The 13,686-nt window shown below is 41.5% G+C and carries 11 protein-coding genes and 1 pseudogene; 5 read left to right on the top strand and 7 right to left on the bottom strand.

The annotated features are described in order from the left end of the window. Positions 1-316 precede the first annotated feature (316 nt). Complete coding sequence (locus tag AB4X21_RS01865) at positions 317-925, top strand: DUF1269 domain-containing protein (protein ID WP_369088096.1); 609 nt, start codon at positions 317-319, stop codon at positions 923-925. A 244-nt stretch (positions 926-1,169) separates the two neighbouring features. Then, positions 1,170-1,391, top strand: a complete 222-nt coding sequence (locus tag AB4X21_RS01860) for a tyrosine-type recombinase/integrase (protein WP_037611047.1) — start codon at positions 1,170-1,172, stop codon at positions 1,389-1,391. A 109-nt stretch (positions 1,392-1,500) separates the two neighbouring features. Here the strand turns inward: AB4X21_RS01860 and rpsI are convergent, their stop codons facing one another. The 5 genes from rpsI to rlmB form a co-directional block, all read right to left on the bottom strand. Then, positions 1,501-1,893, bottom strand: coding sequence for a 30S ribosomal protein S9 (rpsI, locus tag AB4X21_RS01855; protein ID WP_002893764.1), 393 nt, complete (start codon positions 1,891-1,893; stop codon positions 1,501-1,503). Positions 1,894-1,911: 18 nt separating this feature from the next. Beyond that, positions 1,912-2,358, bottom strand: a complete 447-nt coding sequence (gene rplM, locus AB4X21_RS01850; RefSeq protein ID WP_002876943.1) for a 50S ribosomal protein L13 — start codon at positions 2,356-2,358, stop codon at positions 1,912-1,914. A gap of 152 nt (positions 2,359-2,510) precedes the next feature. Continuing rightward, positions 2,511-3,374: a DegV family protein gene (locus AB4X21_RS01845; protein WP_369088095.1), complete on the bottom strand. Its 864-nt coding sequence runs from the start codon at positions 3,372-3,374 to the stop codon at positions 2,511-2,513. Then, positions 3,374-3,886, bottom strand: a complete 513-nt coding sequence (locus tag AB4X21_RS01840) for an NYN domain-containing protein (RefSeq protein ID WP_003004212.1) — start codon at positions 3,884-3,886, stop codon at positions 3,374-3,376. The genes AB4X21_RS01845 and AB4X21_RS01840 overlap by 1 nt, the downstream gene beginning before the upstream one ends. Before the next feature lie 29 nt (positions 3,887-3,915). Beyond that, positions 3,916-4,644: a 23S rRNA (guanosine(2251)-2'-O)-methyltransferase RlmB gene (rlmB, locus tag AB4X21_RS01835; protein ID WP_369088094.1), complete on the bottom strand. Its 729-nt coding sequence runs from the start codon at positions 4,642-4,644 to the stop codon at positions 3,916-3,918. A 96-nt stretch (positions 4,645-4,740) separates the two neighbouring features. Between rlmB and AB4X21_RS01830 the strand changes: the two genes are divergently transcribed. Beyond that, the gene (locus tag AB4X21_RS01830; protein ID WP_369088093.1) at positions 4,741-5,703 is read left to right on the top strand and encodes an aromatic acid exporter family protein; all 963 of its coding nucleotides are present in this window, start codon (positions 4,741-4,743) and stop codon (positions 5,701-5,703) included. A gap of 416 nt (positions 5,704-6,119) precedes the next feature. Beyond that, the gene (locus AB4X21_RS01825; protein ID WP_369088092.1) at positions 6,120-8,081 is read left to right on the top strand and encodes a family 16 glycosylhydrolase; all 1,962 of its coding nucleotides are present in this window, start codon (positions 6,120-6,122) and stop codon (positions 8,079-8,081) included. 55 nt (positions 8,082-8,136) lie between these two features. On the opposite strand, the pseudogene AB4X21_RS01820 reads toward AB4X21_RS01825, so the two are convergent. Next, positions 8,137-9,110: pseudogene (locus AB4X21_RS01820) on the bottom strand (transposase); the annotation flags it as partial. Positions 9,111-9,425: 315 nt separating this feature from the next. Here AB4X21_RS01820 and AB4X21_RS01815 point away from each other — a divergent pair. Further along, on the top strand, positions 9,426-11,753 hold the full coding sequence (locus tag AB4X21_RS01815; protein WP_369088091.1) for a family 16 glycosylhydrolase: 2,328 nt from the start codon (positions 9,426-9,428) through the stop codon (positions 11,751-11,753). Between the two features lie 252 nt (positions 11,754-12,005). Here the strand turns inward: AB4X21_RS01815 and AB4X21_RS01810 are convergent, their stop codons facing one another. Continuing rightward, the gene (locus AB4X21_RS01810) at positions 12,006-13,673 is read right to left on the bottom strand and encodes an alpha-glucosidase (protein WP_369088090.1); all 1,668 of its coding nucleotides are present in this window, start codon (positions 13,671-13,673) and stop codon (positions 12,006-12,008) included. Positions 13,674-13,686 lie beyond the last annotated feature (13 nt).

The raw sequence follows: 13,686 nt of genomic DNA, 5'->3' as shown, positions 1-13,686 counted from the left end.
ACATAATATCTGCTATAATTTTCTGGAAGATTTGGTCAAGCGGTCTTTTAGCCGTGTGACAGGCATACAGGAAAAACACTATTTATTTACTTTTTGCACGGGAGGCTTTAAGATGTTGCTGGACGCCTTTCTTGATAATCACTCAGAGTCGCCAGAGTGTCTGGGCTGGGATATGGCAAAGATATACCGCGCCTGAAACTGTTCTTTGACGCTGATAAACGCGACATATCAATTAAAATGTCGCACTAAAATGATTGAAAAGTGATTGAAACTGTGTTATAATGCACATGTAATTTTTAGAAAAGAGGTACTAACTATGGAAAACCTAGTAGTTTCAGTCTTTAACACTGAAAGCGAAGCTTATCAGTCCTTTGCGGATTTGAAGGCTTTCCGCCAAACTCAGACGACCAAGGTTGCTCAAATCGCCTTGGTCAAAAATGAAAACGGTCACATCGTTGAAAAAGAACGCTATGACTTTGAAGATTCAACGACGGATGCAACCCTAGAAGGTGGCTTGCTCGGTGCAGTTATCGGGCTTTTGGGTGGTCCTATCGGCGTCTTGTTTGGTTATGGTATTGGTAGCCTCTATGGTTTGGCTGCTGGTGATACCGTTGATACGGCAGAAGCTGGCTTGATTGACGTTGTGTCTCAAAAATTGATCGACGGCGAAACAGCCGTTGTCGCCTTGGTGCAAGAAAACAACGAAGCAGTCATCGATGCTTACTTCATCAAGTACGACACCCAAATCGTGCGTTGGGATGTAGCAACCGTCGTAGCCGAAATCGAAGCAGCTCTGCAAGTCCAAGAAGACCTCTACAACCAAGCGCGTGCGCAAATGAAGGCTGAACGTAAAGCAGAGCGCAAGGCCAAAATTGAAGAGTTCAAGGCAAACATCAAATCAAAATTTGATAAATTGAAAGCCTAACGTCTAAGCGTCTCATAAATTTAAATGTGACTGAGACGCCATTTAAAATTTATGTGCGTCGGATTCTCACAGTTAAATAATTGCGTTGACAAAGCCGTTACAGCCGTTCTTCCATTCTTTGAAAAGAATGTTTAATAGACAAGAAATCTGGACTAGTATTGGTCTGGATTTTTTTGTGAATATAGAGGTCATAGCTTTTTGACTATGCTTCGTTATAATTAGAAAAATTTTAAGTTTTATCAAGATGAAATCAGTCAGACGAAGACATCCCGAATTAGCACCAGCATCACCACACAAACTAAGACATACTGGTGCTACTCTTGCTAAACAAGCAGGTGTTTCTCTTGAAGCCATCTCAGAAGCTCTTACTCATAGTGATAAAGAGATTACAAAAACTTACGTTAATATCAAAGATAAAGTCAATCGGACTGTAGGTGATATTGCTTTTCGTAGTTTAAAAAATTGATGGGGTGAATATGGGGTGAATTTTGGGGTGAACTTTAGTTTTTTGAACAAAAAAAGACATCCAAGAAATAATTCTTGAATGTCTGTAAACGTTGATATAATCGTGTTGATTAACGTTTTGAGAATTGTGATGCTTTACGAGCTTTCTTAAGACCTGGTTTCTTACGCTCAACTTTACGTGAGTCACGTGTAAGAAGTCCTGCGCGTTTCAATGAATCGCGGAAGTCTGGGTCTACTTGAAGAAGAGCACGAGCGATACCGTGACGGATTGCTCCTGCTTGACCAGCGTAACCACCACCTACAACGTTAACGAAAACGTCGTATGAACCTGCAGTTGAAGTAACTGCGAATGGTTGGTTGATGACCAAACGAAGGTCAGCGTGTGGGATGTACTCTTCAACATCTTTTTTGTTAACAGTGATTTTACCAGTTCCTGGAACAAGGCGAACGCGTGCAACAGCGTTTTTACGACGTCCAGTACCTGCATATTGTGCTTGTGACATACTTTATTGTTCCTTTCCTTAGATAAGTCCTGAAATATCAAGAACTTCTGGTTGTTGTGCAGCGTGAGTGTGCTCAGCTCCAACGAATACTTTCAATTTCATACCTTGAGCGCGGCCAAGAGTATTGTGTGGAAGCATACCTTTAACTGATTTTTCGATCAAACGTACTGCATTTTTAGAACGAAGTTCACCAGCAGAGATTGATTTCAATCCACCTGGGTGGTTTGAGTGAGTGTAGTAGATCTTATCAGTTGCTTTTTTACCAGTCAATTTAACTTTTTCAGCATTGATAACGATTACGAAGTCACCTGTATCAGTGTGAGGTGTGAATGTTGGTTTGTTTTTTCCGCGAAGCACGCTAGCAACAACTGCTGAAAGGCGTCCAAGAGGTACATCAGTTGCGTCAACAACGTACCATTTGCGTTCTACTTGGCCTGGTTTAGCCATGAATGTAGTTTTGTTCATGATTTCTCCTATATGAATGTCGTTTTTGTTTACAGGGCGGATGTTCCGGTCCGCGAGTTATTTGAAAGGTTCCGGGGCCTTACAAATGGGGTAAACAATACCGCCTACTATTGTATCAAAATTCTAAGATAAAAGTCAACCGATTTAGAAAATTATTTACGATTTTCTTTTCCAATGACAAATCCGATCAAGGCATTAGGGCCGACGTGGGCTGAAATAACCGGTCCAAGGGGCATCACAAGGACTTCATCAATCCCTTCAAGCGCAAGCATTTCTTGCTTCAGTACTTCGGCTCCTTCTAGATCGTTGGTATAAGATACCAAGGCTGTACCTTCACCGATATCTGCTTTGATCAGCTCCAGTAATTCCCGGACAGCTTTTTTGCGTCCCCGAACCTTGCTAATTGGGACCAATTTCCCTTCCGCATCAATCCAGAGAATGGGTTTGATGCTGGCCAAACTTCCCATGATCGCGGCACTTTTTGAGAGACGGCCTCCACGCATGAGGTGGTAGAGGTCATCGACGAGGAAATAAGTCCGCAGTTTTGGCGCTAAGTCCATGATTTCTTCCTTGGCTTCTGCTAATGAACGGCCTGCATCACGCGCAGCTACTGATCGCATAACCAGGTAGCCCTCTCCAATCCCAGCCGCCTTCGGATCGACAATCTCAATCACGGCTTCTGGATAGTCTTCTAAAACCAGATCCCGTGCCATGACTGCACTCTGGTAGGTCCCAGATAAGACCGATGAAAAAGCCACATAAAGCAGAGCTTTTCCTTCTTTGGCAAATTGTTCAAAGGTTTCCTGAAATTGGCCCACATTGACCTGACTGGTTGTCGGTTTGGCCCCATTTTTCATGGCTTCTAAAAGCTCAGGACTGGTCAATTGACCTTGGCCTACTGTCTGGTAAACCGTCCCATCTAACTCAATGGTCAATCCAAGAATGGTCACCTGGTGTTCCTTGGCCCAGTTCTGATCTAAATCTGCGGTCGAATCGGTTAAAATAGCAAATGTCATTACTTGTCTCCCATCATTTCTTGTAATTGTCGCAATACTTCGTGATCGAGCGGTCGCATGGGTGGTTTTTGATCGTTCACCACTCGCTGCGCCTGATTGAGATTCCCTTTGACAACTGCGACCCGTTTTTCTAACTCTCTGGCAGATACCCGAAGGGCTCCTTGAGCAAAGACAGTCCATTGCTCATTTAAGTCACTGGTCGCTACCGATACTTGGTGGAGAGGCGTATTGAGCTCTGCCGCCAAGCGCTCGATGTAGTCATCTGCCGTCTCATCTTCACCGGTAAAGACCACCTGAACATTGAACTCCTCATAGGTCTGCCGCACTCCTGGCATATACTGGGCATCAAAGACACAGATGACTTCAATCCCTTCAAAGCTAGCATAGTGGCTCAGCTTTTGCAGGAGGATATTGCGGGCTGCATCGAGCTCACTTTTTTGAAAGAGTTGGCGGGTCTCCTGCCAAAAGGCAATCATATTGTAGCCGTCAACCAATAAGATTTTTCGTTTCATATCATTGCCTTTCTACTATTATAGTATAGTTATAGTCGGTTGCGAAAGACCTCATACATGAGAATGGCTGCTGCCACACTGGCATTGAGGCTTTGAACATGGCCATTCATGGGAATGGTGATCATCTCATCAACTTGTTTTTTGATATTGGCTGAGATCCCTTTTCCTTCATTGCCAATGATCAAGGCTAACTTGCCAGCCGTATTCCACTGATGCGATGGCGTGCCGTTCATGTCGGTCCCAAAGATCCAGAAGCCTTCTTCTTTTAGCTTGTCTAAGGTTTGGCTAAGATTGGTCACACGCGCAATGGGAATGTGTTCCACTGCTCCGGTAGAAGTTTTAGAAACCACTGGGGTTACCCCAACCGCCCGGTGCTTAGGAATGATGACTCCTGAGACATTGGTCGCATCAGCTGTCCGTAAGATAGATCCAAGATTGTGCGGATCTGTTAAGCCATCGAGAATCAATAAAAGAGGGTTCTCTTCTTTGGCTGTCTGTTTCAGAATCGCTGCCAAGTCTGTGTAAGCAAAGGCTGCCACACGGAGAACAAAGCCTTGGTGAACAGCTCCTTCCGTCATTTCCTGCAGGGTTTTCTTTGGCGTCCAAGAAATCGACACTTTTTTCTCAGCTGCTAAGGCCTTGATCTTGTCGACATTTTTTCCTCGGAGGTCTTCTTGAATATATAATTTATTGCCTGTATTGGCTTGTAAAGCCTCGGTGACTGCGTGGACACCGTATACGATATCGTTATTTTCCATAGAACTAGTATACCACAAGAAAGGAGGAAGAGGCCAATTCATGATATAATGAAATCAAATCAATCTCAATGAACAGACCGAACTAGAAAGGAAGCCATGCCTCTTTTTCAACGAACCATCAAGCTCACCTTGGCCACCTGTTTAGCAGCTGCCCTTGCTTATGCTCTGGGCTTGACCTATGCCATCTCAGCTGGCATTATTGCCATCTTGAGTATCTCTGATACGCGTCGCAGTACCATCAAGCAGGCCTACCAGCGCTTTATGTCAACCTTGCTGGCCCTTGCTATCGGAAGTCTCGCCTTTTCCTTTTTAGGGTTCAACCTCTGGGCATTGGGAGTCTTTATCGCTCTCTATGTTCCTGGTGCCTTTCTATTGGGCTGGCAGATCGGCATCACGCCAAGTACGGTGCTGGTCACCCATCTTTTAATTGAGCAGTCTACTTCCTGGGGACTCTTGCTCAATGAACTTGCTCTCTTTTTAATTGGGACCAGCTTTGCCTTGCTGGCCAATCTCTATATGCCTTCTAACCAGGGAGCAATCGATCACTACCACGATGTTGTCGAAGACCAACTGAAAAAGATCCTTGGTCGTTTTGCGGAATTACTTGGTAAAGGGGATGGTCGCAATGATGCTCGCTTGATCAAGGAATTGGACAGTATCCTAAAGGACGCTTTGAAGCTAGTTTATCTGGACCATTCCAACCACCTCTTTCACCAAACCAACTACCATATTCACTACTTTGAAATGCGCAAGCGGCAAAATGATATCCTGCAGGATATGGCTGAGAACGTCAACCGTTGTCTGTTAGTCATGAGTGAAAGCATAATCCTTGCTCAACTTTTTAAGAAGACGGCCCAACAGTTAAGTCAGGAAAATCCTGCCCAAGATCTTCTAGATGATATTAGTCAGTATTTGGCGATCTTTCGCGAACGCCCTCTTCCCAAGGCCCGTGAAGAATTTGAAACACGCGCCACCTTGCTCCAGTTGTTAAGAGACTTAGAAAATTTCATCCAGATCAAGGTTGATTTTTACCAACAATTTCATCAGGAGACAGAATAGATGAATACAAAAAATATAACGACAATCAAATACAGCTCTTTATCAACTGTATTGAGTTGATGAAAAATGACAAGCTGGAGAGGACAAAAATGCTTCTCTCCTCTTTTGTTGTCCAAAGCGATGAGGCTATTCGTAACTTTGAATGGTTGCATTGATAAGAAAGTTTCAGTGCATTATTCATATTCTTATCCTAAAATTTTAAAAACAAATAATTGAAAATTACATTTCTTTATGGTAGAATGAGAGGGTATTCGATAATACGTAGTGATATATTTTTACAATAATATAAATAAGATATTTTTCATAAAAATATACACAACGGTAACGTAATATAGAAAACAATTTTTGAAAATTGTTTTGCAGATTTTTATCTGAAAGATCCTTCAAAACTACAATATAAAATAGGAGTACTACGCATGGCAAATATGCCTACTAAACACAAATCGTTTCGTGTAGGATTGAATTTTTTAGGAGTAGCTACAATTCTGTGCACTAGTTTTTTAGCTTCATCTGGTACAGTAAATGCTGATTCTAGCGTAAGTAATGAATCAACAAACAAACCTCTACCAATCACTCCTCCCAACATCGATCCTAACAGTTATAGCTTGACATGGTTCGATGAATTCAATGGTACAACACTTGACCAATCAAAATGGGCCTATGCCTATTCAAGTTTTGACACTGCTGCAAGAACTCAAATGCACAATACTGATAATCCGGAAAACGTTTCAGTGTCCGATGGAGTTCTGCATCTAACAGCGCTTTACTCACCAACACGACAAAGGTGGAACTCAGCTACTAAACAAATGGAAACTATTCCAAGAACAAATACCAGAAAAGACAAAGACGGGAATGTAGAAGTATACCCTGCACCGTTTACATCTGGAGCCATTAATACTTTTAATGACAAAGGTAAAGTAAAAGCATCTTTTAAAGGTGATTTCTATGCTGAAGCTCGTATCAAATTACCAATGAGTGAATCATCATGGTCCTCTTTCTGGTTAACTGGTACGAATCGCAAGGAATGGCCTGGTAATGGTGAAATCGACGTCTTTGAATCAAAAGGATATGATCCAAGCGTTCTACAAGCCAATACCCATACACCTAAATCAGAGGGAGCTAGAAATAGCAAACAAACCCAAAGGCAAATTTCTAATAATGGAGATACACAGTCTGACTTCCACACATACGGAGTCTTAAAGACTAAGGATAGTGTCAACTTCTATTATGATGGAGAGCTTAAGGGAACTGTTCTAATGAAGGACATTAAGGACCCAAATCCATTAGCTGATCCTGAAAATGGTATGACTTTACGTCTAAGTCATATGGTTGGTGGTTCATTCCTAAAAGACGGAACGCCTGGTGGCCGTGACTACACTGATGCTACTCAACATATCGACAGTTACCGTGATGGTTCTCGTTCAGATATGCTTGTAGATTATGTACGCGTATGGCAGCCAATTTCCACGGAAGAAACTACTACAACTACTACAACAACTGAAGAGCCTACAACTACTTCAACTACAACAACGACTGAAGAGCCTACGACTACTTCAACTACAACAACGACTGAAGAGCCTACGACTACTTCAACCACAACTACAACTGAAGAGCCTACGACTACTTCAACTACAACAACGACTGAAGAGCCTACGACTACTTCAACCACAACTACAACTGAAGAGCCTACGACTACTTCAACCACAACTACGACTGAAGAGCCTACGACTACTTCAACCACAACTACGACTGAAGAGCCTACGACTACTTCAACCACAACTACAACTGAAGAGCCTACGACTACTTCAACCACAACTACGACTGAAGAGCCTACGACTACTTCAACCACAACTACGACTGAAGAGCCTACGACTACTTCAACCACAACTACAACTGAAGAGCCTACGACTACTTCAACCACAACTACAACTGAAGAGCCTACGACTACTTCAACCACAACTACAACTGAAGCAACATCAGAAAACCCTGGAACACCAGAAAACCCTGGAACTACAGAAAACCCTGGAACACCAGAAAACCCTGGAACACCAGAAAATCCTGGAACACCAGAAAATCCTGCAACACCAGAAAATCCTGGAACTACAGAAAACCCTGCAACGCCAGAAAATCCTGGAACACCAGAAAATCCTGCAACGCCAGAAAATCAAGGTAGCAAAGATGATTGGAATTCCCCTACAACCCAAGAAGCACTTCAAAATAGTAATGAAGAAAGCCTAGCCCAATCATCAGGAAACGGTGGAGGTCACAAATCACTTCTTCCAAGTACCGGTGAAGTTGTAGCAACTGGCCTTGTATTCTCAGGAGTACTTACGTTAGTAGGTGCAGTCTCTTTGAAACGTAAATCATCTCGTAAATAAACAATAAATACTAGATAAAATGACTCTTTGTCAACTGTAGTAGGTTGATAAGACGTTACAAAAAGGAGAGAACCAAAATGGTTCTCTCATTTTTGATGTTCAAAGCGATGAGGATTCTAGTTTTGAAGTTTTCAAAGTTCCGGAAGCCAAAAGCATTGCGCTTGATGACCTTAATGAGGTTATTAGTAGCCTCTAGTTTTGCATTTGAGTATGGCAGTTCCAGTGCGTTTATGATCTTGTCCTTATCTTTCAAAAAGGTCTTAAAAACAGTTTGAAAAATAGGATTTACACAAGAAATCGCTTCTTCAATAAGATCAAAGAAATGGTTAGCTTGTTTCTCTTGAAAATAAAAGTGTAATAGTTGATAGAGGTCGTAGTGCTGTCTAAGTTCTTGAGAGTATGAAAGCAGCTTTTCTAGAACCTCTTTATTGGTCAAGTGTGAGCGAAAAGTAGGGCGATAAAAACGTTTATCGCTGAGTTTACGACTATCCTGTTGAATGAGTTTCCAGTAACGTTTCAGTACCTTATATTCGTGCGATTTCCGATCAAACTGATTCATGATTTGGATGCGAAGACGGTTCATAGCACGACTTAGATGTTGTACAATGTGAAAACGATCCAGAACGATTTTAGCGTTTGGGAGTGAAACAGTCTGGGGGACTGTTTCAGCCTGAGCCTTGAAATTCGAAAGCGAAGTTTTCTGGCAATATCGTAGTAGGGGTTAAACATATCCATGGTAATGACTTTCACTCGACTTCTCACCTGTCTAGAATAGCGAAGGAAATGATTGCGAATAATTACTTGAGTCCGCCCATCCAGAATAGCTACGATCTTTCTGGAATTAAAATCCTGTGCAATGAAGCTCATCAACCCTTTCTTGAAGCTGTATTCATCCCAAGACATGTGAGTTAGAAGGAAAGATAAATCTGTCTTGAATTTGAATTCTTTCAATTTACGAATGACTGTTGAAGTAGAGACAGACAGACTTTCTGCGATAGCTGTCATAAGAATCTTTCCAATGATGGTTTGGTCACTTTTCATTATAGGTCTTATGGGACTTTTCTTTTTGCTATTCTTTTTATAACCCTTAATTAAATTACATAGAAATGATCTTGCCCGTCATTAATGTAATACACCACTTCTTTTTTTTGTATATATGATATAATTTTATTAGAAAAATCAAATTATTTAACAATTATTATTAACTAATAATTGAAAATATCTTTAATTATGATAAAATGAGTAGAGAGTATAGTTTTAATTTATATTAAGTAGTATATATTTATTTTAAACCTTCTCTTAAATGAATTTATCATTTAAAAATTTGAAAATAGGAGGATATTTATGAAAAATATTCCTAGTAAGTACAAAAAACTTAGGATAGGACTAATCATTTTAGGTGCCAGCACTATTTTAAGTAGCAACTTTTTTACTTCAATAAATACAGCCTACGCTGAGTCCGGTAAAGATAGTGAATTACCTAAGTATACATTGCCTGAAGGAGTACCTACTAATTACAACGTGTTATGGAATGATGAGTTTAACGGAAATGAGTTAGACCAAACAAAATGGGGTTATCTGTATTCTTCTTTCGATACTAGGGCTAAAACTCAAATGCATTTTACTGATAAACCAGAAAATGTTTCAGTATCTGATGGTGTCTTGCATCTTACAGCTCGCTACTCACCAACGCGCGAAAAATGGAATTCAGAAACAAACCAAATGGAAACCGTCCCTCGAACAAACACGAGATTGGATAAAAATGGTAAGGTTATAGAAGAATATCCTGCTCCATTCACATCTGGCGCAATCCAAACCGTGGATTCTAAGGGCAATGTTAAGGTAGCGTTTAAGGGTGATTATTATGCTGAAGCTCGTGTCAAATTGCCTATGAGTGAGTCTTCCTGGTCAGCATTCTGGATGTTTGGCACAAAGTTTCCCGATTGGCCTGCTAGTGGTGAAATTGATATCCTAGAATCTAAAGGGTATGATCCGAATTACTTACAAGCTAATGTTCATTCACCGTTTAAAGTTAATGCTGATTATAGTCAACAGAACGCAAAGCGTATCCCTAATAATGGTGACACACAAACTGATTTTCATACATATGGCGTCTTAAAACAAAGTGACAAAATGACATTTTTTTATGACGGTAAGCAATTTCACACAGTTGATTATAATAAACTGAATGTAAAAACTCCTTTTGTAGACCCAGACAACACAATGGCTCTTCGATTTACTCATATTGTTGGAGGATCATTTCTTAAAGATGGAAAAAATAGTCCACGTGACTTCACCGATGCTACTAAACATATTGATAGTTATCTAGACGGTTCGCGTTCTGATATGCTTGTGGATTATGTACGCGTTTGGCAACCTAAAGAACCAACAACTGAAGAGACAACTACGACTACTTCTACAACAACTGAAGAGCCTACTACGACTACTTCTACAACAACTGAAGAGCCGACTACGACTACGACTACTTCTACAACTACAACTACTTCTACAACTACAACAGAAGAGCCTACAACTACAACTACTTCTACAACTACAACAACTGAAGAGCCTACAACTACTTCTACAACTACAACAACAACTGAAGAGCCTACTACGACTACTTCTACAACTACAACAACAACAGAAGAGCCTACAACTACTTCTACAACTACAACAACTGAAGAGCCTACTACGACTACTTCAACTACAACAACAGAAGAGCCTACAACTACTTCTACAACTACAACTGAAGAGCCTACAACTACTTCTACAACTACAACTGAAGAGCCTACGACTACTTCAACCACAACTACAACTGAAGAGCCTAAGACTACTTCAACCACAACAACGACTGAAGAGCCTACGACTACTTCAACCACAACTACAACAACAGAAGAGCCTACTACGACTACTTCTACAACTACAACGACTGAAGAGCCTAAGACTACTTCAACTACAACTACAACGGAAGAACCTACAACTACTTCTACAACTACAATAACAACTGAAGAGCCTACGACTACTTCAACCACAACTACAACGACTGAAGAGCCTACGACTACTTCAACCACAACTACAACTGAAGCAACATCAGAAAACCCTGGAACTACAGAAAATCCTGGAACTACAGAAAATCCTGGAACTACAGAAAACCCTGGAACTACAGAAAACCCTGGAACACCAGAAAATCCTGGAACACCAGAAAATCCTGCAACGCCAGAAAATCCTGCAACACCAGAAAATCCTGCAACGCCAGAAAATCCTGCAACTCCAGATAATCCTGGAACACCAGATAACCCTGGAACTCCAGATAATCAAGGAACACCAGATAATCCTGGAACACCAGATAATCAAGGAACACCAGAAAATCCTGGAACACCAGATAATCAAGGAACACCAGATAATCAAGGAACACCAGATAATCAAGGAACACCAGAAAATCCTGGAACACCAGATAATCAAGGTAGCAAAGATGATTGGAATTCCCCTACAACCCAAGAAGCACTTCAAAATAGTAATGAAGAAAGCCTAGCCCAATCATCAGGAAACGGTGGAGGTCACAAATCACTTCTTCCAAGTACCGGTGAAGTTGTAGCAACTGGCCTTGTATTCTCAGGAGTACTTACGTTAGTAGGTGCAGTCTCTTTGAAACGTAAATCATCTCGTAAATAAACAATAAATACTAGATAAAATGACTCTTTGTCAACTGTAGTAGGTTGATAAGACGTTACAAAAAGGAGAGAACCAAAATGGTTCTCTCATTTTTGATGTTCAAAGCGATAAGAATTCTAATTTTAAAATTTTTAGGCTTCTTGCTAACCGTTAGTGGTGACCTCCTCCTCTTGAAAAAGAAGGAAGTTGAGTAAGTTCCAGGTTTAGACTTGGATGCTATGAAAAGAACCTTCGCATCTGCGAAGGTTCTTCTTATTCCACCAATTCCAACACAACAGTTTGGTAAGGGGCCAATTCTAATACTTGCTCTCCTTCTTGGAATAATCCTGCAGTATTATTTAAAACGACTGTTTTAATCGGAGCTGGCAACTCCAAGCTAGTCTGGCAATTTTGGAAATTGCTAATCACCAAGAGACGCTTGTCCCCACGGCGTTCGAAAGCAATGATGTTTTCACGGTCCCGATAAGCCGGGATCATATCTCCAAACCGAATGGTATTTCCGTATAGGGGATGGCGGTACAAGGCGGTCAGCTGGCGATAATAATTCAAGATGGAATTGGGATCCTTTTCCTGATCTTCCACATTGATACCAACATCTGGTTTTGGGCTGATCAACCAGGCTGACTCATCGCTAAAGCCCAGACCTGGCTCTCTTGACCACTGCATGGGTGTCCGTGCATTATCCCGGCTGTATTTGGCGATAACTGCTAAGGCTTCTTCCTCGCTCAAACCAGCTTCTTTAGCCACATGGTAGCCATTGATGGTCGCGATATCATCAAAATCCTCCACCGATTCAAAGACTTGGTTTTCCATTCCAATTTCTTGGCCTTGATAGATAAAAGGAATTCCCTTGCGCAAGATTTGAATGGTTCCCAGGGCTTTTTTACTGGTATCGTTTACTGGACCTTCCGCGATATAGTGGGACACACCACGAGGTTCGTCATGATTCTCGATAATGGTAGAGAGGATCCCAATGCTATCCGCGCGCTCATGGGCTTGGAAAATACTTTCCTTGAGTTCATCTGCTGTTGGAAGACTGTGGTCAAACCAGCCTTTTCCTTCTTGCCCCAGCATGGTTTGTTTGAAGTCAAAGATCGAGGAGAAGACACCATCTTTTCCAATGAAGAAGTGCAACTCTTCGTCGGTTTCATTGAAAACTTCCCCTACTGTGAAAGCATTGTACTTGGCAAAAGTACGCTCCTTTAACTCTTGCAAGAAAGGTTCAATCGGTTGGGCATTGACCAACGATTCTGGTACTGGAACCAGGCCATTGTCACGATCAGACGGAAGTGAACGCCATTCTAGATCTTTTTTAATGTTTATAATGGCATCGATCCGGAAGCCCGCAATTCCCTTGTCCAACCACCAGTTGATCATGGTGTAAATTTCTTCGCGCAAGACAGGATTTTGCCAATTAAGGTCTGGCTGATCCTTGTGGAAAGAATGGAGATAGTATTTGTTGGTGCCAGGAACCGGCTCCCAGACACTGCCTCCAAAGTAACTTTCCCAGTTGTTGGGTTCCTTGTCACTTTCGATGAAATAAAAGTAGTCTGCATAAGGGCCATCTGGATCCGCTAGAGCTTTTTGGAACCATTCGTGATGACTGGAGCAGTGGTTGACCACCAAGTCCATGATGATGGAAATGCCCCGCTTCTTGCCTTCCGCAATCAACTCTTCCATATCTTCCATAGTCCCAAAAATAGGATCAATGGCATAATAGTCGGAAATATCATAGCCCTGGTCAATAAACGGACTCTTGTAAATAGGAGATAACCAGAGAATGTCAATCCCTAAGTCTTGAAGGTAATCGAGTTTTTCCGTGATTCCTTTCAAATCCCCAACGCCATCACCATTGCTGTCTTTAAAGCTTTTTGGATAGATCTGATAAGCGACCTTCCCCTTCCACCAGTCTTTTTCCATGTTTTGTCTCCTT

The organism is Streptococcus sp. CP1998 (genome assembly GCF_041026655.1).
GTDB lineage: Bacteria > Bacillota > Bacilli > Lactobacillales > Streptococcaceae > Streptococcus > Streptococcus dentalis.
This window is presented reverse-complemented; position numbering and strand designations above follow the sequence as displayed.

Coding starts and splice junctions, on each gene's coding strand:
- AB4X21_RS01865 (WP_369088096.1), top strand. CDS start 317: ATGGAAAACCTAGTAGTTTCAGTCTTTAACACTGAAAGCGAAGCTTAT.
- AB4X21_RS01860 (WP_037611047.1), top strand. CDS start 1,170: ATGAAATCAGTCAGACGAAGACATCCCGAATTAGCACCAGCATCACCA.
- rpsI (WP_002893764.1), bottom strand. CDS start 1,893: ATGTCACAAGCACAATATGCAGGTACTGGACGTCGTAAAAACGCTGTT.
- rplM (WP_002876943.1), bottom strand. CDS start 2,358: ATGAACAAAACTACATTCATGGCTAAACCAGGCCAAGTAGAACGCAAA.
- AB4X21_RS01845 (WP_369088095.1), bottom strand. CDS start 3,374: ATGACATTTGCTATTTTAACCGATTCGACCGCAGATTTAGATCAGAAC.
- AB4X21_RS01840 (WP_003004212.1), bottom strand. CDS start 3,886: ATGAAACGAAAAATCTTATTGGTTGACGGCTACAATATGATTGCCTTT.
- rlmB (WP_369088094.1), bottom strand. CDS start 4,644: ATGGAAAATAACGATATCGTATACGGTGTCCACGCAGTCACCGAGGCT.
- AB4X21_RS01830 (WP_369088093.1), top strand. CDS start 4,741: ATGCCTCTTTTTCAACGAACCATCAAGCTCACCTTGGCCACCTGTTTA.
- AB4X21_RS01825 (WP_369088092.1), top strand. CDS start 6,120: ATGGCAAATATGCCTACTAAACACAAATCGTTTCGTGTAGGATTGAAT.
- AB4X21_RS01815 (WP_369088091.1), top strand. CDS start 9,426: ATGAAAAATATTCCTAGTAAGTACAAAAAACTTAGGATAGGACTAATC.
- AB4X21_RS01810 (WP_369088090.1), bottom strand. CDS start 13,673: ATGGAAAAAGACTGGTGGAAGGGGAAGGTCGCTTATCAGATCTATCCA.